This is a genomic window from Neptunomonas antarctica (genome assembly GCF_001305295.1).
GTDB lineage: Bacteria > Pseudomonadota > Gammaproteobacteria > Pseudomonadales > Balneatricaceae > Neptunomonas > Neptunomonas antarctica.
Genome location: NZ_LJSI01000050.1, coordinates 149,165 through 171,598 on the forward strand (window position 1 = coordinate 149,165; position 22,434 = coordinate 171,598).

21 protein-coding genes and 1 pseudogene are annotated in these 22,434 nt (G+C 46.7%); 10 read left to right on the forward strand and 12 right to left on the reverse strand.

Going from position 1 to position 22,434, the window contains the following annotated elements; genetic code table 11:
* The first annotated feature begins 96 nt into the window (after positions 1-96).
* From Nant_RS13435 to Nant_RS13450, 4 genes are read left to right on the forward strand one after another with little or no spacing between them, the layout of a single operon-like run.
* Positions 97-729 (forward strand): TetR/AcrR family transcriptional regulator, encoded by a 633-nt coding sequence (locus Nant_RS13435; protein WP_054342173.1) that lies wholly within the window; start codon positions 97-99, stop codon positions 727-729.
* Positions 726-1,877 carry an efflux RND transporter periplasmic adaptor subunit gene (locus Nant_RS13440; protein ID WP_054342174.1) on the forward strand — a complete coding sequence of 384 codons (1,152 nt, stop codon included), beginning with the start codon at positions 726-728 and terminating at the stop codon, positions 1,875-1,877. The genes Nant_RS13435 and Nant_RS13440 overlap by 4 nt, the downstream gene beginning before the upstream one ends.
* A gap of 23 nt (positions 1,878-1,900) precedes the next feature.
* Positions 1,901-3,076 (forward strand): ABC transporter permease, encoded by a 1,176-nt coding sequence (locus Nant_RS13445; protein ID WP_274378335.1) that lies wholly within the window; start codon positions 1,901-1,903, stop codon positions 3,074-3,076.
* Between the two features lie 4 nt (positions 3,077-3,080).
* Positions 3,081-3,791 (forward strand): ABC transporter ATP-binding protein, encoded by a 711-nt coding sequence (locus Nant_RS13450; RefSeq protein ID WP_054342176.1) that lies wholly within the window; start codon positions 3,081-3,083, stop codon positions 3,789-3,791.
* 130 nt (positions 3,792-3,921) lie between these two features.
* On the opposite strand, the gene Nant_RS13455 is transcribed toward Nant_RS13450, so the two are convergent.
* The 5 genes from Nant_RS13455 to Nant_RS13475 all read right to left on the reverse strand — a co-directional run bounded on the left by Nant_RS13455 (position 3,922) and on the right by Nant_RS13475 (position 7,995).
* Positions 3,922-5,196, reverse strand: coding sequence for a hypothetical protein (locus Nant_RS13455; protein WP_054342177.1), 1,275 nt, complete (start codon positions 5,194-5,196; stop codon positions 3,922-3,924).
* Complete coding sequence (locus Nant_RS13460) at positions 5,196-6,104, reverse strand: cyanophycin synthetase (RefSeq protein WP_054342178.1); 909 nt, start codon at positions 6,102-6,104, stop codon at positions 5,196-5,198. Before Nant_RS13460 ends, Nant_RS13455 begins: the two co-directional genes overlap by 1 nt.
* A 14-nt stretch (positions 6,105-6,118) precedes the next feature.
* Positions 6,119-6,880: a D-alanine--D-alanine ligase family protein gene (locus Nant_RS13465; RefSeq protein ID WP_238377146.1), complete on the reverse strand. Its 762-nt coding sequence runs from the start codon at positions 6,878-6,880 to the stop codon at positions 6,119-6,121.
* 90 nt (positions 6,881-6,970) lie between these two features.
* Positions 6,971-7,492 (reverse strand): hypothetical protein, encoded by a 522-nt coding sequence (locus tag Nant_RS13470; RefSeq protein WP_054342180.1) that lies wholly within the window; start codon positions 7,490-7,492, stop codon positions 6,971-6,973.
* 38 nt (positions 7,493-7,530) lie between these two features.
* A complete protein-coding gene (locus Nant_RS13475) occupies positions 7,531-7,995 on the reverse strand; it encodes a YHS domain-containing (seleno)protein (RefSeq protein WP_054342181.1) in 465 nt (154 codons plus the stop codon).
* Between the two features lie 630 nt (positions 7,996-8,625).
* Between Nant_RS13475 and Nant_RS13480 the strand changes: the two are divergent.
* Positions 8,626-10,539 (forward strand): annotated as a pseudogene (locus Nant_RS13480) (propionyl-CoA synthetase); the annotation flags it as partial.
* Between the two features lie 271 nt (positions 10,540-10,810).
* Positions 10,811-11,191: a VOC family protein gene (locus tag Nant_RS13485; RefSeq protein ID WP_054342183.1), complete on the forward strand. Its 381-nt coding sequence runs from the start codon at positions 10,811-10,813 to the stop codon at positions 11,189-11,191.
* Between the two features lie 99 nt (positions 11,192-11,290).
* Here Nant_RS13485 and Nant_RS13490 read toward each other — a convergent pair whose 3' ends face one another.
* From Nant_RS13490 to Nant_RS13520, 7 genes are all read right to left on the reverse strand, one after another.
* Complete coding sequence (locus Nant_RS13490; RefSeq protein WP_054342184.1) at positions 11,291-12,106, reverse strand: HAD family hydrolase; 816 nt, start codon at positions 12,104-12,106, stop codon at positions 11,291-11,293.
* On the reverse strand, positions 12,106-12,942 hold the full coding sequence (locus tag Nant_RS13495; RefSeq protein ID WP_162224947.1) for an endonuclease/exonuclease/phosphatase family protein: 837 nt from the start codon (positions 12,940-12,942) through the stop codon (positions 12,106-12,108). Before Nant_RS13495 ends, Nant_RS13490 begins: the two co-directional genes overlap by 1 nt.
* A gap of 11 nt (positions 12,943-12,953) precedes the next feature.
* Positions 12,954-13,808: a carbohydrate ABC transporter permease gene (locus Nant_RS13500; protein ID WP_054342186.1), complete on the reverse strand. Its 855-nt coding sequence runs from the start codon at positions 13,806-13,808 to the stop codon at positions 12,954-12,956.
* A gap of 8 nt (positions 13,809-13,816) precedes the next feature.
* Positions 13,817-14,683, reverse strand: a complete 867-nt coding sequence (locus Nant_RS13505; RefSeq protein ID WP_082400263.1) for a carbohydrate ABC transporter permease — start codon at positions 14,681-14,683, stop codon at positions 13,817-13,819.
* 102 nt (positions 14,684-14,785) lie between these two features.
* Positions 14,786-16,069: an ABC transporter substrate-binding protein gene (locus Nant_RS13510; protein WP_054342188.1), complete on the reverse strand. Its 1,284-nt coding sequence runs from the start codon at positions 16,067-16,069 to the stop codon at positions 14,786-14,788.
* Between the two features lie 33 nt (positions 16,070-16,102).
* The gene (locus Nant_RS13515; protein ID WP_054342189.1) at positions 16,103-17,131 is read right to left on the reverse strand and encodes an ABC transporter ATP-binding protein; all 1,029 of its coding nucleotides are present in this window, start codon (positions 17,129-17,131) and stop codon (positions 16,103-16,105) included.
* Complete coding sequence (locus Nant_RS13520; protein ID WP_054342190.1) at positions 17,128-17,901, reverse strand: DeoR/GlpR family DNA-binding transcription regulator; 774 nt, start codon at positions 17,899-17,901, stop codon at positions 17,128-17,130. Before Nant_RS13520 ends, Nant_RS13515 begins: the two co-directional genes overlap by 4 nt.
* A gap of 461 nt (positions 17,902-18,362) precedes the next feature.
* Here Nant_RS13520 and Nant_RS13525 point away from each other — a divergent pair, with 461 nt between their 5' ends.
* From Nant_RS13525 to Nant_RS13540, 4 genes are all read left to right on the forward strand, one after another.
* On the forward strand, positions 18,363-19,661 hold the full coding sequence (locus tag Nant_RS13525; RefSeq protein ID WP_054342191.1) for a hypothetical protein: 1,299 nt from the start codon (positions 18,363-18,365) through the stop codon (positions 19,659-19,661).
* Between the two features lie 116 nt (positions 19,662-19,777).
* Positions 19,778-20,434, forward strand: coding sequence for a DUF2796 domain-containing protein (locus Nant_RS13530; protein ID WP_054342192.1), 657 nt, complete (start codon positions 19,778-19,780; stop codon positions 20,432-20,434).
* Positions 20,435-20,451: 17 nt separating this feature from the next.
* Positions 20,452-21,156 carry an ABC transporter ATP-binding protein gene (locus Nant_RS13535; protein WP_054342193.1) on the forward strand — a complete coding sequence of 235 codons (705 nt, stop codon included), beginning with the start codon at positions 20,452-20,454 and terminating at the stop codon, positions 21,154-21,156.
* Positions 21,146-22,402: an ABC transporter permease gene (locus tag Nant_RS13540; RefSeq protein WP_179078946.1), complete on the forward strand. Its 1,257-nt coding sequence runs from the start codon at positions 21,146-21,148 to the stop codon at positions 22,400-22,402. The genes Nant_RS13535 and Nant_RS13540 overlap by 11 nt, the downstream gene beginning before the upstream one ends.
* Positions 22,403-22,434 lie beyond the last annotated feature (32 nt).

Genomic DNA, 22,434 nt, shown 5'->3' on the forward strand with positions numbered 1-22,434 from the left:
AAAGAGACAGAATTCTATTTATACAGTTGAGTTGAATATTCATCTTTCCTAATGTTAAGATAGTAATTAGTTACTATCTTTCATGAAGGAGCGAACGTGGATACTCATCCAAAGCATCTTCCGGCCGGTGAGCGCCGTGCCGCTACTGTCGAGTCCGTCGTGGAGCTTGCCGGTACTCAAAACCCGGGCAAGATAACCACCGCAGCAATTGCCAAGCACATGCACGTCACCCAGGGTGCGTTATTTCGGCATTTTCCCAACAAGGAAGATATTTGGAGGGCTGTCATGGAATGGGTAGCGGAGCGTCTTCTGGCTAGAATTGATCGTGCCGCACAGGGTATTGAATCACCGTTGGCTGCCATGGAGGCGATGTTCATGTGTCATGTCGAATTTGTGGCGGAACATCCTGGCGTGCCCAGAATTATGTTTGGCGAGCTGCAGCGTGCTGAACTAACCCCGGCCAAGCGTATCGTGCAGACCTTAATTCTACGTTACGGAGAGCGCTTGCATCGACTCATCGAAGAGGGGAAGGAAAGCGGTGAGCTATCACCCAGTTTGGATAACGAGGCAGCGTCTACTCTGTTTATTGGCACTATTCAGGGATTAGTCATGCAGTCGATGCTGGCGGGAGACATGCAACGTATACGCAGGGATGCGCCAAGGGTGTTTGCCATTTATCGGCGTGGTATCGGGCCTGATATAGGTCATGAAACAGGCAGCCTTCAATGAAAAAATTACCCATACAAGGACGTACCCTGGCCATGCTGGCCGTCGTCATTCCATTGCTCGCGCTCTTCATCTATGTCGGTCTGCGCTCGGGGCCGCTTGCACCGGTAGCGATAATGCTCGCGACAGTCGAATCCCGGGCTGTCACACCGGCATTATTTGGCATAGGTACGCTGGAAACACGTTACACCTATAAGATAGGGCCGACGTTTGCCGGGCGTGTACAGCGTCTGGATGTTCAAGTAGGTGATCGGGTTAAGGCTGGACAAATATTCGGTGAAATGGATCCGGTTGATCTGGATGATCGGGTGCGCTCTCAAAATGCGGCGTTTAAGCGTGCGCAAGCAGTATTGCGTGAGGCCGAGGCGCGCCAAACCTATGCCCAAACTCAGGCTAATCGCTACGAGAAACTATTTACTGCCCGCTTGACCAGTGAGGATATTGTAACCACCAGACGTGAGGAATTAAAAATTGCTGAAGCGGGTCTCTCTGCCGCCCATGAGGATCTCGCCAGAACTCATGCTGACCGCGAAGGAATGGTAGCTCAACGCAACAGTTTACGCCTGATTGCACCGGCGGATGGCGTGGTTGCAGAGCGCTATGCGGATCCTGGTACGACTATAGTAGCCGGCCAGACGGTAGTTGAAATTATCGATCCCAAGAGTCTGTGGATCAACGTGCGCTTCGACCAGATCAGCGCGTCGGGTCTGGCTAAAGGGCTGCCGGCACGCATCGTGCTACGTTCGCGTAGCGGCCAAACTTCGCAAGGCAGGGTGCTGCGTGTGGAGCTAAAGGCTGATGCGGTAACCGAGGAGATGTTGGCCAAGGTGGTCTTCGATGCCCTCCCTCAACCTTTACCTCCAATAGGTGAGCTAGCCGAGGTGACGGTCGATCTTGCTGCACTCCCCACTATGCCGGCCATCCCCAATGCCGCCATCCGGCGTGTGGGTGGCAGAGTAGGCGTCTGGCAAATCGTTAATAATGATCTGCGTTTTACCCCCGTAACACTCGGTGCTTACGATTTGGCGGGTTTTGTACAGGTGCGTGAAGGGCTTACTAGCGGCGATCAGGTGGTAATCTACAGCGAAAAGGCGCTGACGTCGCATAGCCGTATTGATGTGGTTGAAAAAATTCCAGGTGTACAGCAATGATCAGCCTGGCCGGACGTGACATCATGCACGCCTGGGGGAAGTTCGTCTTTACCGGCGTGGGTCTCGGGCTGCTGATCGGCGTGACGCTGTCTATGGCCGGCATCTACCGTGGCATGATTGATGACGCCAAAGTGCTGCTGGATAATAGCAGTGCGGATCTTTGGGTGGTGCAAAAAGACACTCTGGGCCCTTATGCAGAGCCATCCAGTATCTACGAAGATACCTGGCGCAGTATCCGTGGCATGCCGGGTGTGGCGCGGGCGGCGAATGTTACCTACCTCACTATGCAGGTGCGCGAAGGTCAGCGCGACGTGCGGGCGATGATTACCGGCATAACGGCTGGCGAACCCGGCACACCTGGCTGGCCTCCCTACCTGGTAGCCGGACGGCAGATCACTCGTGGTCATTACGAGGCAGTGGCCGATATCGCAAGCGGTTTCAGGCTTGGTGAGCGCCTCCATATCCGTAGAAATCACTACACAGTGGTGGGGCTGACCCGACGTATGGTCTCTTCCGGCGGCGACCCTATGGTATTCATTCCCCTTAAAGATGCGCAGGAAGCGCAGTTTCTGAAGGACAATGATGCTATTTTACAGCAGCGAAGACGCAGCGCGGCAAACCCTGCCTTTAACAAACCAGGTAGCCCGGGCTTGCTCGATGCCGTCATCGCATCACAAAGTAGTAATGCCTACGTCAATGCGGTTCTGGTGCAGATTAACGCCGGTTACGGTGTTGATGAGGTGGCTGAATCGATCCGCCGCTGGAAGCGTCTGACGGTTTACACCCGCAGCCAGATGGAGGAGATCCTTGTGGGCAAGCTGATCGCCACATCCGCAAAACAGATCGGTATGTTTCTGGTGATTCTCTCGATTGTCAGCGCGGCCATCGTAGCTTTCATTATCTACACTTTGACGCTTGGTAAAATCCGTGAAATCGCGGTGCTCAAATTAATCGGAACCCGAAACCGAACCATTGCCGCCATGATACTACAGCAGGCTCTCGCGCTCGGCGTTATCGGCTTTGTGGTTGGGAAAATATCCGCGACCTTGTTTATGGCACCGATTTTCCCTAAATATGTGTTGCTTGAGCCGCTCGATTCGGTGATCGGATTTATGGTGGTAATGTTGATCTGCGTATTATCCAGCATCATCGCTATTCGTGCAGCACTCAAGGTCGATCCGGCCGAAGCGATTGGGTGACAAGATGATCAAAAAAGGTATCCGTATCGAAGCGTTGAGCAAACGTTACGGGAAGGGTGATACTGCCGTCTATGCGCTGAAAGATGTCAACATGGAGGTAGCACCCGGAGAAGTCGTGGGGCTGATAGGGCCTTCGGGTTCCGGCAAGAGTACCTTACTCAAATGCCTTGGCGCGGTGATTGAACCCACGGCCGGGCGTATGATCCTGGGCGATGAGACGATATATGATGATGGATGGAAAGTGCGCGATCTGCGTGCTTTGCGCCGCGATAAGATTGGTTTCGTGTTTCAGGCGCCTTATCTGATCCCGTTCCTCGATGTCACTGATAACGTCGCGCTGCTGCCGATGCTGGCCGGTATAGCCAATGCAGACGCGCGCTCAAAAGCGTTGGAATTACTCACGGCGCTGGACGTGCAGCACCGCGCTAGCGCCATGCCATCACAGCTGTCCGGTGGCGAACAGCAAAGGGTCGCGATCGCGCGCGGTCTGGTCAATCGACCACCGGTGATTCTGGCCGACGAACCTACAGCACCGCTAGACAGCGAACGTGCCATGGCCGTCATCCGTATCCTCAATGATATGGCGCGCAAGTTTGAGACCGCTATCATCGTCGTCACCCACGACGAAAAAATCATTCCCACTTTTAAGCGTATTTATCACATCCGTGATGGGGTCACTTACGAGGAAGCAGGTGAGGGGCGGGGTTTCGAATGAGCTGAAAGGCATGTTGATCCGGCGGCCGTGGTAATCTTTGAACTGTGTGATGAGTATAGGGTATTTGAAGAGAGTGGAGAGCTGTCTTGCTAATAGCGTGGCAATGTCAGCCCTGCGTCAGTGTCTATGATCAGGATATTTTAAGCCGTGGCTCTGCCGAGGATACTTTTTTCGATACCGGTTCAGCGGGGCATGAATAGGCCAGATATATTAAGGCCATAGGCGTGAGCACAAGATAGATTGTCGATAGTGAAGATTGGCTATCTGAAAAGGAGGATGCCAGTAGTGCTAGGCCAATGTAAAAGATCACGATTCCCATTTGAGACAAATAACTCTTAGCTAATAGATAGTTAAGAGGCTGATGTTGTTTTGCATGATCGAAAAAACGTTTGTTAAAACTCAAGCGAAAGAATGAGGTTAAAAAAGCGATTAATAAAATAGCAGGATAGATCCAGTAGTTCGATAAATCTGCGCCTAAGACGCTACGTAGCCACCATGACAAGGCGTAAAAAACGACAGCGCAGACGTAGACTTTATTATGATCAATGTTATCTATTCTGTTCTTCAATAGATAAAAAATAACGGATAAACATACAGTCAATAATACCATCACTATGCCGAGTTCTTTGATACTTCCCTGCGCAATAAAGAACAGTGACGCAACCCAGAAGTAGCTTTCAAGGAACAGAAAAATCCCATCGAAATAAAAAATAATGGCTGAATTATGTTCATCTTTAAAGTGGAAAACAGATGCTTTTGTGGGTGTTGATCTGCTCACTTCTATGGGCATTAACTTGCTGGCCTTGGAAAAGTTGCGGATCAAACCTGAGCGTGAAAACCAGACAGCGCAGGCTGTCGATATAACCGCGCTGACTAGCAATAACAGAACGCGGTGGTCTTCTTCCAAAAGAAACGCTCCGCAAATGATGCCAGATTTTAACAACACCACTGCTAGTATTTGAAAATTGCCAAATTTTTTGCCTGTTTGATTGGCATAGGAAGAGGCGTGCTGCGTTGCCTTGTGCTCGGCCGTCATAGCGCTGAACAGAACACGCTGTGTCGTCCAGTAAAAACAGTTATAAGCGCCATTCAGTAAGGCTGCGCAGAGTAGTAATGCATAGTTGTTTTCGGTGAATAGCAAGGCTGCAACTAATAATAGTTCGATCAGGAATGAAAGGCTGATAATTAACCGCCAATGTGAATGGCGATAGAACTTTTTCCATAGCGTAAGCGAGATAATAAAGCCGATACCGGTCAGGGCAATAAAGAGTGCAATCCCTTGAATAGATATCCCTTGCTGTAACAGTAGTACCGGAATGAAGAAAGGCAGGAGTCCAATCAAAAATGAGTGGGCGCCTGCAAATTGGAAAAAGATCGCAGAAAGCGTTGAAGTCACGGTTTTCATCAATAAGTATCTGCGTTACTGATATCCAGTTTATTGAGCTTGCTGTAGTAGGGTGAAAGATCTTCTTTCTCGCCAAACCGAGGGTAGTCATGCATTTTCAGATAGGGACGTGAATTCACTTCAAGGAATATGCATTGCTGATCTTGGTAGGCGTGCTCAATACCTTTCTCGAAAATAACATCAATACCTAAAATATTCGCACCAAACATATCCAGAACATCGACAAATAACTGTCTATTGATCTCAGGGATAGTGGCTTTGTCGATTGTTCTGACAGTGCCGCCTGGTGCCAGTGAAATACGATAAAAAAGTATGACGTCCTCGCCTTGAGCGGGGATGGTATCGAGGCTGTATTGACGTTTTTTCAGAAAGCTTATAGTTTGCTCATTTTTCTCAATGGGATGGATGCAAGGGTATAGATTCATCTCCTTACGTATGGCGTTCTCTTCATCAATGAGTTTGCTGATAGTCTGTAGCCCATCACCTGTCACAGTCGGCGGGTAACGCTCAATCACAGACATAATCTCTCCCTTAATGGCGACAACGCGATAGTTGTGGCCTTTGAGATACTGCTCTACCACGGTCGTTGGCCACCATAGTTTGGCGAGAAAAATAGCTTTCCATAGTTCGAAAAAGTTATTAATAGGGAAGTAGCTGCCTCTGGAATAGCCGCTGACATTAGGCTTAATCACCAGAGGGAAGCCATGAGTCTTAGCAAAGCTGTGTGCTTTAAAAGGACTCAAGAAGATAAGCCCTTTAGCGTGGGGCACATTCCCTTGGCTAAAAACGGCGCGTGCTTGTTCTTTTGAACGGCAGCTTTTCCTAACGTCAAGATTGTTATAACTGCTGCAGCCATTCATATAACGCTGGCTTATCCAGCTATAAATACTCTTTTTTATATTTTGCATGTCATGTGCTCGTGTTAATCAAGGCGTTTAGCGCGCTGTATAAAGCCGATTTTTTTGAATAATATAAACGGCTTATCTTGATCATTCGGGATAGTTTTGGTGATTTTTGCCAGCATCCATGTGCAATGGATAGCCAATTTTATTTTACGCAATAGTGCTGTGTTTTGAGTGAGTAACACTAACGGCATGGGTACAAATAAATTAATCTCGATCACTTTAAAGTGGCCGGCAATAAAGCTTTCCAATGAATCAGCCCTTATGCCGAAGCGAGAAATTCTAAAATCCCCGACGGTTTTAAAATATCCCCATATTGCGTCAAGATCGTCACTACTCAATTGAGGAGTCACATCAATATAGTGAGTATGCTTGTTATAAATACCATTGATAGGGAATTCCTCAGCGCCGTTATTCACCACCTTGGTCACCGAGAGTACGGCGCAGTCGCCGCGTGCTGTATCAGAAGGAATCACAAAAATTTCAAATTCAAATTTCCCCTGAGCCGCTTCCTGGATAAGGTGCTGCATCGCTGCTGTCGAACGACGACGACGGATGTCATCTAATTGATGATGGTTATCGGCACGCTCAATTCCTTTAGAGTTTTGTCCCCATTCCGGTTTTACGAAGACGGGATAGGCGTGTGGTTGTATATCGCAGGTATCAATCCACTGCTGCAAACGCCATTGCTCGGGAATCATATCGTTGATGTCTTGTTTAGAATATATCCCTTTGCTTTTGTTGAAATAACGAGCATTGAGCTGAAAGTAACGCCATGGCATTACTTTCAAGCAAAAGCACGAAACTATGTATGAAACTACTAGCAGTATTCTAATCATCATAAATGTCAGAGCGTCACAAAATGAAAAAAATTACAGAGTGTTTTTACTGGCAGTGTTAATGCCGCGCCAGTGTATGAAATTGACGATTGCCATCATAGAGCCAAGTACTAAAATAGAGAGGGCGGCATAAAATAATGATCCATGGTCACTCTGGCCATTGTGTAATACTTCTACACCCAGCGGCGTTACCAGGTGGAAAAACACCGCGCCCGCCATGACGGAGGCGGCTAACATACCCCCCACGCTATGAATTAATGAACGTTCAGATACATTGTCAATTATATCCAGTTTTTTCAGTATAAAAAATACGATTGGTGACAATAGAATAATAGAGACGATAAGTTCAGCACTGCCCACCGCATAAGCGCCATATTGAGAAAACCAGTCGCCTAGACTCTCTGATAACGTTGCACTCATCCAGGTGCCGATAGTCGAGAATATGTGTTGTGTATCGGGGTGGCCAGAAAATTTGTAGGGTAGGGAGCTTAAAAATACTTTACAAGCCCATAGTGACACTGCCCAGCTAAAAACCGAAATGAGACGAGACTTCATACGTCTTCCTTATTATTAGTGGAATGGTTAGGGTGCGATTATTGAATAACGCCGGGCCAATTCTGATCAGCCGTGCGAATCAATGCTTCTTTATCCTTTAACCATTTGGATTGAATGTCGGCATCATAGTTAAGGTATAGTTTTCCGTTGAGTAGAGTCCACTGAAGCGGATCGCCTTTGGCTGTGTCGTTATTAGCAACCGCCCAGGCACAATAGCCTCCATATTGAGGTGCGTATTTTGCAGGGTCTGCTTTAAAAATGGCGAGATTGTCTGAATTTTTAAAGCGCCACTCAGTATCTTGATATTCTATCGAATAATCATCGCTACCTTTAACGGCTTTACCTTCTGTGAAGTAAGCAACAGTATCGTAACCTGATACAGCAATATCACTGAATAGCGCTGTATATACAGGTGATTTTGCCATCGCCTTAAAAGAAAAAAGCATCAGCAAGCTGATGAATAATGAATATAATATTTTCTGCTGTGAAGCGTAAATCATCATGCATGGATCCTTTAACAAATAATCGTATATATGCGGATAGGTTGTCTGAGTGCTGTCAAGGAGGTGTCCTGTGTATTTGAAACAACAGTTACTATAGGGAACAGCCACTCTATGCTTTAAAGTAAAGCAACTATATGTTTTTAAAGTACAGCAACTATATGTTTTGAAACTGAAATCAAACTGAAATCAAGAAATTATTTTACTTCAGCTCATGCGATACGGTTAGTTAATGATTTTACGCTAGGTATTTTTTTTCATCTAGATAAAGATACCGGTATGAAAGCGTCAATTCCTATTTATTGGCGCTCCTATGATGCATTGCTAATAACAATAATATTTTTTGCTCGGTAAGCATCACAACACTATCTTTATTGAAACTCACCATAACAGCGGTTTTTATAGTTAAACAAAGCCAAATAAGCATAAAAAATGACAGATTGTCGACAATCTTGTTTTATGACAAATGAAAAATCATGAAATTTTAGATAAATTTCGCCTAATTTAGCCATATTCGCCTTATGTCTTAGTTAAATAACTCATATTTTTAGTTAAAGTACACTGATCTTGTAAGCCGACTGTCAACAATAAGAAAAATGGCTCACATTGACGTTGTCCTAATTATTAACTGATCAAGAACAAAGGACCCGTGCTATGTCTTATCAAGCAGAATATAAAAAATCCGTTGAGACACCTGAGATTTTCTGGGGTGAAAAAGCAGAAGCCATTCAATGGTTCAAAAAACCAACAAAAATCCTAAGCAAAGATGCTAACGGAATTGACCGTTGGTTTGCTGATGGTGAGCTTAACACGGCTTATCTGGCATTGGATTATCATGTTGAAAATGGGCGGGGCGATCAGGATGCGTTGATCTTTGATTCTCCGGTGACTGATACAAAGGTTCGCTACACGTATACTGAGTTGCGTGACCAGGTTGCGAAATTTGCCGGTATCCTTAAAGCGCAAGGCGTAGAAAAGGGTGACCGGGTCGTTATTTATATGCCGATGATCCCTGAAGCAATTATCGCTATGCTCGGTGTTGCTCGTCTTGGTGCTGTTCATTCCGTTGTGTTTGGTGGTTTTGCTCCGCACGAATTAGCGGTGCGTATTGATGATGCGGAGCCTAAGGTCGTTGTGACCGCTTCGTGCGGTATTGAAATAGCTAAAGTGTTGCCTTATAAGCCAATGCTTGACGAAGCCATTGAAAAATCAGCACACAAACCTAATAGCTGCATTATATTTCAGCGACCACAAGTGACTGCTGATTTAATTCCAGGACGCGATATTGACTGGGCTTCTGCCATGGCGACAGCCGAACCAGCTGATTGTGTGCCTGTTAGAGGAACTGACCCACTTTATATTCTCTATACATCAGGTACGACAGGTAAGCCAAAAGGTGTAGTGCGTGATAATGGAGGCCATGCTGTCGCGCTTAAATACAGCATGAAAGCAATCTATAACATGGAGGCCGGTGATGTTTTCTGGGCGGCCTCCGATGTAGGCTGGGTTGTTGGTCACTCATACATTGTTTATGCGCCACTATTGGCAGGCTGTACCACGGTTGTATTCGAAGGCAAGCCGATTAGAACACCGGATGCTGGCGCGTTTTGGCGAGTATGCGAAGAATATAAAGTGAATGCCCTGTTTGCTGCGCCGACGGCTTTCCGTGCTATTCGTAAAGAAGATCCAGACTCTGAACTACTGAAAGCATACGACTTATCCAGTGTTCGCGCTATTTTCATGGCGGGTGAGCGCCTTGATCCTCCTACGTATCATTGGACAAAAGATACCTTAGGCAAACCCGTTATTGACCATTGGTGGCAAACTGAAACAGGTTGGGCTATCTGCGGCAACCTGACAGGTATTGAGATGAAAGAGCCAAAACCAGGTTCATCGACTCTGCCTATGCCAGGCTTTAATGTGAAGATCGTTGATGGTGATGGAAACGAATTACCTGCCGGTGTTCAGGGCAATATCGCCATCAAACTTCCATTGCCACCTAGCAGCTTGCCTACTGTATGGGGAGACCATGAGCGTTTCCGTACAGGCTATCTGACCGAATTCCCGGGTTATTACTCAACAGGTGACGGCGGTTATATTGATGAAGACGGTTATGTGTTCGTCATGGGTCGTACGGATGACGTAATCAACGTCGCTGGCCACCGCCTGTCTACGGGTGAGATGGAAGAGATTGTTGCCAATCATCCGGCCGTTGCAGAATGTTGCGTTATCGGTGTGAATGATCCGCTTAAAGGTCAGCAACCTATCGGGTTTGTATTGATCAAGAACGGCATAGAGCTTGATGAAAGCGTTCTGGAAGCAGAGTTAGTAGCGATGGTGCGTAAAGAGATTGGTGCGGTTGCCTGTTTCAGAAAAGCCATAGTCGTTCAGCGTCTGCCAAAAACCCGTTCAGGAAAAATTCTGCGTAAGTTGCTGCGTCAAATTGCAGATGGAGCTGAATATACCGTGCCATCAACAATCGATGACCCGGCTAGCCTACCGGAAATTGAGGAGATTATGGATCGTCACGGACTCGTTACGAGTTAATAAAACCTTATCTAAGATCCTTAGTAGTTTCGGGCAGCCTTTTGGCTGCCTTTTTTTATGGCGATAATATATAGAACACTGGCACGTTGCCGCTATCACAAAGCGTTATTCTGCACACGTAGCATATAGGTGTAAAAGCAATAAAGTTTATACGATTGAACCACGGCTGTTATTTACCTAAACTGCAAACGTACTCTATTAATAAAACACTCAAACAGTAGTGAATGCGCGTTATTAAACGTTAGTCATTCATTCGCTAGGGATAATAAAAATGTTCAGTCATATTATGGTCGGCGCAAACGATGTTCAGGCCTCTAAGGTTTTTTACGATGCTATTTTAGGTGCCCTGGGCCATGAGCCGGGTGTTATCGATGCAAAAGGGCGATGCTTTTACTTTACAGAAAGCGGTGCATTTGCCATTACTAAACCCATTGATGGTGAACCAGCGTGCCATGGCAATGGCAATACGATTGGTTTTGCTGCAAAAGATTCCGCCGCAGCGGATGCGTGGCATGCGGCAGGTATCGCCAATGGTGGTACAAGCTGTGAAGATAATCCTGGCCTACGTGAGAGCCCTATCGGCGCTCTTTATCTTGCCTATTTAAGAGATCCATCGGGCAATAAAATTTGCGCGCTGCATCGAGTAGAGTAATTTTTATTTTACAAGCGATCATAAGGTAGTGCTTGTTGTATAAATTCTACATGCTGAGGGGGCCTTTCCCCCACAGCATAGTACGTTTTAGGTATCACATTAATGACTGACAACTAGTGGCCTGGCACTCTTGATGATAGTTTCTGCAAATTCTACGAATCCAAAACCACCATGATGTTCGGTAATAAAGTGGGGCGAATGGTCCAGCTGTTTTAGAAATCGTCGGATATTAGAAACACCTACGGAAAGGGGGAAGTGCTCGAACATTGCTTCATCATTGGGAGAGTCTCCGATAAAAGCGCATTGTTCGAGTGATATGCCCGGTTGGTTTTGTTGAAGCCAGGCTTTGGCTGTATCTGCTTTATTGTATGCGCCTAGCCAGGCATTAATGTGAATGGAGCTCAACCTAGCCGATACACCCTGTTCCCTGAGCCATGCTGTCGCAGCCTGGGCCACAGGCATGGCGACCTGAACCTGCTGGCCAATATCGAATGCTATATCGGTCAATCGAAAGGGCTGATCCTGCGTATAACTAATATCAGGAAAACATCGAGTGAGTTCAGTGCCCAGTATTTTTAGTCGTTCGATATGCTGTTGACGAATCGCTTCTTCTTCACGAAAGTGTCTTGTCACATGGCCTGAGTTATCTCGCTGCATCCAGAAACTACCATTTTCACCAATCACACAGTCTACCGGCCATGTACGTACGATGCAGTCACACCAGCCTGCGCTTGCGCCTGTTACAGGTATAACGATAATGCCTGCATCTCTGAGCTGTTGAAGCGCGATAAAAGTCTGCGGGGGTAGTTTTCCTTCCCATGTCAGCGTGTCATCAACATCCGTGAACAGCAATTTAATGGGCGATTCAAATCGTTCAGGTAGTTTTGGCAACAGGTGTATAAGGGGGGTAGTCATTAAACATCTATCCTTAAAGAGAGGGGCTGATGATCGGACGCATCTGTTTGCGTATTTATATACATTTCTTTTATGTGTGATTCAAAGCCTGGGCTGATAAAAAAATAATCGCGACAATGAGCGCCTTCCGGCCATTGCTGGTGGTCAAAACAGCCACAGGTTGGCGTTCTGGGTTTATTAGATTTTTTGTGTTCCGGGTTCAGGTATAACCAGCAATCTTGCCAGTTATTCTGGCCCACAAAACGAAGGTAATCATCATCCTCGGAGGTGAGATTCAGATCACCACATAAAAGTGTCACTTCAGAGTCAGGGGCTGGTGTGTAGCATCCGGCAGTGTTAGCGGCCAGAGGCGAATGGGACCGGGAGCTCGCTTGTTCACATATTTGATTTAAATAATTCAATTGCTGCCACCGCTCCGAACGGTTGTGAAAGGCAAGGTGAGTGTTAAGTATGCGCAAGATGCCTTGATCGGTTCTGATGAGTGTTTCAATAACTGTTCGTGGCATCTGCCATAACCCTTCTGCCGGAGGTCTGGGTAATGAATGCAGGCGAAAGTCTTCCAGAAGCGGTTGTTTTACCAGAGTAAGGTTTCCAAACTCTCTTCTGATAGTGTCGGTATGCCGCCAACTGATTGCGGCAGACCAAACGGCTTCATGCTCTGGAAATGCGGCTTGCAACGCCTGTAGCTGGTCGTTGCCGCCCATTTCAGGAAAGTAACGGGATACTTCTTGCAAACAGATCACATCGGGAATTGACCGGCTTTTTATTTCGTTGATAATTCGTCGGGTATCAAAGCGGCCATCACAGCCACGAGTCGCTTGTATATTCCAGCTCATAATGTGCATGCTTATTTCACCCCCGCAGTCATAAATGATTGAATAAACTGACGTTGGAAAAGTAGAAAAACGATGAGTAAAGGAGCAACAGAGATCAGTGTGCCGGCACTAATCACGGACCAGTCTACACCAGATTCAGGTGCACCAAATATTGCCATTCCAACTGTTAAAGGTCGGCTTTGCTCTGTATTGGTTACGACTAAAGGCCAGAGAAAGTTGTTCCAGTGATAACTAATGGAAACCAATGAAAACGCCAGATATGTGGGTTTTGCCAATGGAACATAGACATTCCATATGATTTGTAAAATTGAACAGCCTTCAATTTTTGCTGCATCTTCAAGTGCTTGCGGTATGGTCTTAAAAGTTTGTCTCAGTAAAAAGATACCGAATGCACTGGCCAGATAAGGAAGCCCAACCCCTATATAGGTATCAATTGAGTGCAGGCTGGCGAGTGTTTGATAGTTTTCGACGATTAGGATCTCCGGCACCACCATCAATTGTATCAAGATCAATGCGAACACCACCCCACGTCCTCTGAAGTTAATTCTGGCCAAGGCGTAACCCGCCAGTGTGCACAGTACCAATTGGAAGACCAGTATCAATAGAGTGATAACTACCGTGTTTAGCATGTAACGCATAAAAGGCGCTTGCACCCATGCTGTTCTGAAATTCTCTAATGTTAAGGGTGCATCAAGTGCGAAATGCGCGGCATATTCGGGTGTATGAAAAGCAGCCCAGAGCGCGTAGATCAGTGGAAATATCCAGAATAACCCGAGTAACCAAGCTGCCAGCGTGGATAGTCCATTTGATAGCCGAATAGAGAGGCTATTGAATAGACAGGATAAGAACGTCACTTGATTTTGCATAGTAGACCTCAACGGTAATGTACACGACGTTCGATCACGCCAAATTGAAATACGGCGAGTACAACCAGAATGCTAAGCAGTACCACGGTTAAGACTGACGCGTAAGCGGCATCAAAGAAACTAAAGGCATTCTCATAGATATAATAGAGCAGCAGGTTGGTGGCATTGTTTGGGCCACCTTTTGTTAGGATAAATAGATGGTCTACCAGCTTAAAGGCATTAAGAAAGGCATTGATCAGTACAAATAAGGTGGTGGGCATTAACAGTGGCAGGGTTATTCTGCGTAAAGTTGTCCAGCGGCTGCTGCCTTCGATAGCGGCTGCTTGGTAAAAGTCCCGACTGATCCCTTGTAACGCCGCCAGATAAAAGATCATAAAGAACCCTGCTTCTTTCCATATTGTCATCAGCATCAGGCTGAATAAACTTAAATCAGGGTCACCGAGCCAGTTGTAACCACTGTGTCCGAACCAACCTAGGATGTTATTGAATAAGCCTATTTCCGGCGTATAGAAAAACAGCCAGATATTGGCAACAGTTATCATCGGTAGAATGGTTGGAGTGAAGTAGGCCAAGCGTAATGCACTTCGGCCACGGATTTTACCGTTTACCCACAATGCCATCGCTAGAGCTAATATCATGGATACAGGGACGGTTACTGCCGCATACCATAGACTGTTGGATAATACCTGCCAGAAAACATCATCTTCTAAAAGGTAACGGTAATTATCCAATGTGAAACCGGTGTTGTTTTGCATACCAGACGAGGTGAAGCTCCGCCAGAGTGTTTTTATCATTGGAATATGTGTAAATGCTGCCAGTAGCGCAAGCGCAGGGAAAAGTAGCAGCCAGGCATAGATCTGTTGGTGACGTGGCATATTTAATTTCATTAATGAGTGTTTTTGAAAAAGTAAGATAGGGTGTCGCGCACGACACCCAGGCAACAATGTTTTTGCATTGCTATTTAATGAATATCGTTATTATTCGAAACGTTTCAGAACGCGTTCAGCCTGCTGTTGAGCATGTTTTAGTGCGTCCTCAGCTGATTTTTGGTTGGTCAGCGTTGCCTGAATGGCATCATCTAACAGCTTACGAACCCGGCCAGCTTGATGCGTCGCCAGTTCAGCTGTTGCGTATTCCAGTTGATCACGAGCGATAGCTGCAGGCGGGAAGGTTTTTACATAGCGCTGTAAAGCATCGGTATTATAAGCTGCAGGACTAACACCCATGTAGCCGGTTTCGATACTCCATTTTGCTGCTTGCTCAGGGGCTGTCATAAACTTAACCAACTTTAGCGCTGCCTGGCGTTCTTCTGGAGTAGATTTTTTAAAGAGGTAAAAATTACCGCCGCCCGTTGGTGAACCCAACTCTTTATTGGCGGGTAACATGGCGACACCAAAATCAAAGTTGGCGCTTTTCTTAACGGCGGTCAGATTACCGGTGGAGTGCCACATGATGGCTGTTTTTTGTTCTAGAAAATTCTGGCGCAAGGTTCCCCACTGAATAGTACCTTCGGGCATGATCTTGTGCTCTGAACCCAGAGACTTCCAGAAAGACAGCGCTTCGATGACTGCTGGTTTATCGAAGTAGGTTTCAGTACCCGCCTGGTTCATTAGTACCTGACTATTTTGTTTAGTTAACGCACCAAACATCCAATAAGGATAGCCTGTCGATGGGATCATCGCGCCCCATTGTGTTACTTGTCCACTGGCATCTTTTTTAGTGAGTTTTTTACCCATGTCGACCAGTTCGTCCCAATTTTTCGGTGCGTGATCAGCATCTAAGCCGGCAGCACGGAACATATCTTTGTTGTAGTACATAACAATGGTGGAGCGCTGAAAGGGTATACCCCAGGTCTTACCCTTTACCTGACCGTTTTTCATCAGTGCCGGATAAAAGCTGTTTAACCAGGTTTTATCTTCGTCGCTGGTGGCCACTTCATCAAAAGGAATGATGGCATCAAGATCCATCAACTCATGCACGTCTATAGAAAACATAACCGATAGCTGCGCAGGCTGGCCGCTCTGCAAAGCAGCAAGTGCTTTAACGCGCGCATCGTTATAGTTGCCCGCGTAAATCGCTTTAACATCAATGTCAGGATTTTGCTTTTCAAAATCTGCAATAATGCTATCAACAACGTGGGTAAGTGAACCCCCGACAGCTACAGGGTAGTACATTGTCAGATCAGTTTTTGCCTGAGCAGCGCCGGATAATGCTGTTGAAAGCACTACTGCCAACATACGTTTTTTGCCACGATTAAACATGAAAGTATTCCTTCGGTTGGTAGAGTTTAGGGTCTAAAGATTGGCCGTACGCAGGCCTGTTTTTGCTGAGAAATAGTGTTCGTGTTGGCTCTCCCATGTGATGGCCAATGGATGGCCGGCCTGAAAAAGGTGGTGGCCTTGGAGGCTAAGCATCAGTGCAGAACCTTGGAAATCAACTGAAATAAGGGTGTCTGCACCGTGGTAGTCGCAATGAATGACTGATGCATTATTGTTTGGGTTCTTGTTTGGATTGTGGGTAGCAATACCTTCTGAATATCCCGATTTACAGAGTGTGATATGTTCCGGACGAATACCGATTAAATGCTTATCCCGCGTCATTAGACTCATCGGGGGATGACCGATAAAACGTGCAACAAAGCTACTGGCAGGCTCGTTGTAAAGTGCTTGAGGTGAGCCCATTTGCTCTATGCGACCCGCGTTAAGCAATATTATTCTGTCGGCCATGCTCATGGCCTCAACCTGGTCATGAGTGACATACAGCACGGTTAAGCCAAGTTGTTTCTGAAGGGCACGAATCTCTGTTCGCATCTCGTTACGCAACTTTGTATCAAGGTTAGAAAGCGGCTCATCCATCAGGCACAAAGGTGCCTGAGAAACAATGGCACGGGCGAGGGCTACACGCTGGCATTGACCACCCGAAAGTTCCGATGGTTTTTTATTAATCTGATCGCCAAGATTAACCAGTTCAACCGCATGCCTGAGGCGTTTATTCCGCTCATTAACGGGGACTTTTCTAGCTTTTAAACCAAAGACAATGTTTTCTTTCACACTAAGATGTGGAAAGAGTGCGTACGACTGAAAGACCATCGAGAGTTGGCGCTGGCCCGGTGTGCGGTTCGTGATGTTCTGACCGTTAAGAATAACATTGCCTGCTGTCGGCGTTTCCAGCCCGGCGATCATTTTAAGCGTTGTAGATTTTCCACACCCTGAAGGTCCGAGTAGTGCAATGAACTCGCCTTCACAAATTTCAAAATTAATATCTTCTACTACGCGTGTATCAGCCCACTGTTTGGATAAGCCCTGGATATTTAAAAAGCTCATTGTTTCTCCTGCACGCACTCAATTACCTCTACACAGGCATCAGCACATAAGATGCGCAGGGCGTGCGGTAAGCTGTCAGTATAAAAACTATTGATGGCGTTAATTTCTGCTGTTTTGATGGGCGCGCTGCGTAAATATTTACTTTTGTCAGCGACCAGAATCCGGTGCTCACTGTTATCCATAATAGCGGAGGATATGTGGGCCTCCTCAGGAGAGAAGTCCAATAAATCCCCATTTTCTGCCAGCCCTCCTACGCCAAAAATGCCGTAATTTACCTGAAATTTGCGTAGAAATTGTGTCGCATCTTCCCCCGTTAAATCCTGATCAGCAGGGCGTAACAGACCACCACAAAGATAGGTTTTTATGTTTGAATTCTGGCAAAGGGTTATCGCCGCATTAAGGTTATTGGTGACGACGGTTAAGCGGGTATGTTGTAACAAGGCCTGAGCAATTTGCTGGGGTGTTGTGCCAATCCCTAAAAAGAGACTTGAACCTTCAGGAATGCTCGCGGCTACTCGCTGGGCGATTGCTTGTTTTGCCTGCAGGTTTATTACCTGTCGATTACTAAACGACAAGTTGTGGTTTTGTACGGGGAGGGTGATACCGCCATGTACTCGTTTAACAAGCCCCAGGTCGCTCAGCTCATTCAGATCTTTGCGTATGGTTTGAATTGACACATCAAACAGGTTGGTAATCACGCTACTTGATAACGTACCACCCTCATCTCTAACGCGCTGAAGAATAATTCTCTGTCGTTCTGAAAGCTGCATATGGCTGTTAACTCATCTTATGATCTTGTTTCGACCGAAATAATAAGGCTTTCGTATGAAGGTTTGGTGACTTAAGAATGACAATGAAGTGACAACAAAATGACAGTTTGATGATGGGCTTATTATCTTATTCTTCGAACCTCACTTGGCCTGAAATAAAGAAGCCCATATAAATATCAGGCAAGTGCTGGCTTAACCTGGCGTTTTGCCGCGCAGGATAAGAGAAAGACGATTAATAAATACTGGACTTCACGTTATACGAACTGCTAAACACACTGAGAGGGTGAGGTGCTCTTTCTTTCCCTATTATAAAAAATGCAGAGCGGTAGCTGTTTTCATAGGGTTTAGATGCAACGCGGACGTGAGATCAGTAACAATTTATGACAAGGTTGCGACAAAACTGCCACAACAAAGGGTAGGTTTAAGCGAAATCGTTAACCATGGACAAAAAGAACAGCCTGATGATGACGAATCTTAGTGCAAAACGTAAAAAGACAACTCCCAGCTGGGTAGGTGCCATGAAAACCGGCCACTGGTACCGCATTTCCGGAGACCAGCCTGACCTGGGGCTGGCGCCGACACCTTCAGGCACAAGATATTTGGAAGACGGAGACCCTGCCAAAGACGTAAACCTCAATCCTTCACGGTCATTAGAGATGCGCGCAAGGCGATTACTGGGACGTTACGCCAAAGCCCCCTGGAGTGGCCGTTGTGATTTTTGGTCGATAACAGAAACCTGGAATGGAGCAGCCTTCGCCGATTATTTTGGCGATAGTGGCAGCATGATAATTTTTGGGGGCGGGCATAATGATTATTTTGGATCAGACGTACACGCTTTCGACCTGGCAACCCGACAGTGGTCCAGGATCTCAGATGGTTATGTCAGCGGAAAAATGAACGAGTATGGTGCCGGGGCTATTTATGAAGATGCATGTTACCCCAACGGCTCTCCATTACCGCCTCATACCTATGGGTACGTGCAATATGACCCGGTAGGAAATGACTACATTTTATTCAAGGGACAGCGACAATTGGGTCCTGAGGTAGAAGCGATTGCCATCCCACATATACTAAACCTCGACACGCTTCGCTGGAGGCGTGGCCCTAAACACCCCGAAGCTGAACTAACGTCAGGAGGCTGGACTGCATGGGACCCTATGCGCCGAATACTCTGGGGTAACTCTGGCGATGACGGCAATACCTTCATCGGGTATTCACCGGACGGTGAAAATAAGGAGGGTACGTTCGGCACTTGGGGCGCTTGCCAGACGAGCAAACTACCAGACAGTGCCGACCACAACGCGATGGCCTATGATCCGACGCAGGACCGCCTGATCATAGCCGAACACAAAAAAAGCAGATTGCTATCGATAAACCCTGCTGCCCCCGAAGAGCCAATACGCACTCTGATCAGTAACTTTACTCCTGCCATTCACCCTTACGCATCCCTGGAGTATGCCCCTAAAATGAATGCCCTGATCTACTATGCAGCCTCCAATGGAGGCGAACTTTTTTGTGTTCGAAAAAACGGCGAAAGTAACGTAGCAGACCAAAACCAAGAAACCTTTAGCTGGGAAGGCATCACTGCCGAGACTAACCAGCTAAACCCGATTACTCATGCCGCAAAGATAAGCCAGCATCCAACAAACGTAGAGCAAACCTTCGGCCGTTTCAGAGTTGCCAGCTATGATGGCGTTGATATCGGTATACTTATCCGCCACATAGACTCGCCGGTTTATGTGATCAAACTACCTTGCTGAGCAGGCTGCTATTGATCCACCCACGCAGGAATCGGTCTATATTTAGTTTTTAGATACTTGACGCTTATGAATTATATGTTATGTTATAACGTATAATATTAACTCAAGGTGTCGGCATGACAACCCCTATAAATTCCCGTACAAAAGTTAGCTCCCCTTTTATCCAGTCGGTATTAGTTACCGCATTTTCGTCATTAATCTTTACTCCTTTGCTGTATGCCGCTGATGCGCATGAGCATGGAGTAGCAACGCTGGATGCGGTCGTCGAGGGTAAACTGCTGGATATTATGATAATAACGCCTGCGGCAAATGTGGTTGGGTTCGAACATTTGCCCGAAACTGACGTGCAGAAAGCGGAGGTTCTTCAGGCGATAAACAGATTGAAGCGAGGCGATGAGATTATTCAGCTGCCCAATGCTGCTTTATGTTCGTTGAAAGAAGTAGAGGTTGAACAATCGCTACTTGAGTCGCCGCATCAGACTGAACATGAACATGAACATGAACATGAACATGAGCATGAGGCTGAGCATGAGGCTGAGCATGAGGCTGAGCATGAGGCTGAGCATGAGGGTGAACATGAGGGTGAACATGCAGATATTAGGGTTCATTATCAGTTTTCCTGCGCAAAGCCCGAACGATTAAGCGGATTTACGCTGGGCCTGTTTGATCAGTTTCCGATGGTTGAGTTAGTGCGCTATCAGATGGTGGGTCAAGCGGGACAAAAGGGTGGCACCTTATCGTCTGCTACAGATGAAATTTCAATTCGCGAATAGAATATATAGGAATGTACATGGCAACGGTAACGTTGGATCAAGTTAAGTTTGCCTGGAAGCCAGGAGCCCCGGTCATTGATATACCAAAATGTGAGATCCAAAGCGGTGAGCATATTTTTATACAAGGTCCATCAGGCAGCGGTAAAAGTACACTGCTTAATTTGCTGACGGGGCTGTTGTTACCGCAATCAGGGGAGATAAAGATCGCGGGTTGTTCTATAACCTCGCTTTCACCCTCTGAACGGGATCGTTTTCGGGCTGATCACGTGGGTTTTATCTTCCAAATGTTTAATCTGCTGCCTTACCTTTCGTTAAGAGATAATGTCATGCTGGCGTGTCGCTTCTCTACGTTACGTAAGCAGCGTGCCATTGCACAAGCAGGGAGTGTTGCGCAAGCAGCGGATCAGCTGTTGATTGAGTTGGGTTTGGAAAAACAGTTAAGCAAGCGGTTGCCCGTCGCAGAACTATCGGTAGGGCAGCAGCAGCGAGTGGCGGTGGCTCGTGCTTTAATTGGTTCCCCCGATGTGCTGATTGCTGATGAACCTACATCGGCATTAGACCGCACGACGCGCGATACCTTTATACAGTTATTACTTAAAGAGGTGTCCCAGCGCAACAGTACCTTGTTATTGGTGAGCCATGATGACACCTTGAGTCCGTTTTTTGATCGAACGCTTTCGCTACATCAGATTAATTGTGCAGGAGCCTCTGATGCTATTTAACCTTGCGCTGGCGAGCAGTTGGAGCCGTCGTCATACCTTGTTTTTTGTTGTGCTGACGATAGCGCTCAGTGTTGCATTACTGATGGGTGTTGAAAAAATCCGGACAGAAGTCCGCGATAGTTTTAACCGCTCTGTTTCTGGCACCGATTTAATTGTTGGCGCCAGAGGAGGTGAGCTGCAGTTAATTCTATACTCTATTTTTCATATTGGTCAGGCCTCCAATAATATTAGCTGGGCAAGTTTTGAGTTGATTAAGAGCAATAAAAACGTTGCCTGGGCCGAACCTATCTCTCTGGGGGACTCTCACAAAGGGTTTCGGGTAGTGGGGACGTCATCGGGTTTCTTTGAGCATTATCAAACAGGGCAGCAGCAGCCCTTAGTTTTTCAGAAAGGTATGGCTTTTAATGATCTGTTTGATGCCGTTGTCGGAGCCGATGTGGCGCGTCAACTTGGCTACCAGACAGGCAGTCGTATTACGCTTTCGCATGGCATAGGTAGCGCTAGTTTTTCTGAGCACGATGATCGGCCTTTTAGCGTAGTGGGAGTATTGAAATCGACGGGTACGCCTATCGATCAATCGGTGTTTATTAGTTCTGAGGCGATTGTAGCCATTCATGATGGCTGGCAATCGGGTAGCCGTATACGCGGGCAGCAAGTGTCTATAGAGGAGGTGAGAAAAAAAGTACTGCAGCCTAAAGAGCTGACAGCCATGTTAGTGGGGATGAAATCAAAATTAAGCACTTTTCATTTGCAGCGCCAGATTAATAATTATAAAGCCGAGCCTTTGCAGGCGGTACTACCGGGCGTAGCGTTGCAGCAATTGTGGCAGCTGATTAGGGTGGCTGAAAATGCATTGCGGCTGGTATCAGGCGCGGTAGTGCTGGCAGGGTTGATTGGTATGTTGGCCGTATTACTTACCAGTTTGGGAGCACGCCGAAAAGAGATGGCGATTTTACGTTCAATCGGTGCCCGGCCCTGGCATATCATCATCTTGTTGGTATTCGAATCTACGTTGCTGAGCGTAATTGGAACCTTGATTGGGGTCTTACTGTCTATTGGCATTCTGATATTGGCTAAGCCAGTATTAGAAAATCAGTTCGGACTATTTATTCAGTCAACCGGACAGTCGCTGGATGACATACCCTTGTTGGCAGGCGTTGTTTTAGCCGGCGCGGCGACAGGATTGTGGCCGGGTTATCGGGCTTATCAAATGACAGCCGCTGATGGTTTAACGGCACGGTGTTAAAGACTGTGTCATTATTTAATAGATAGCATGTA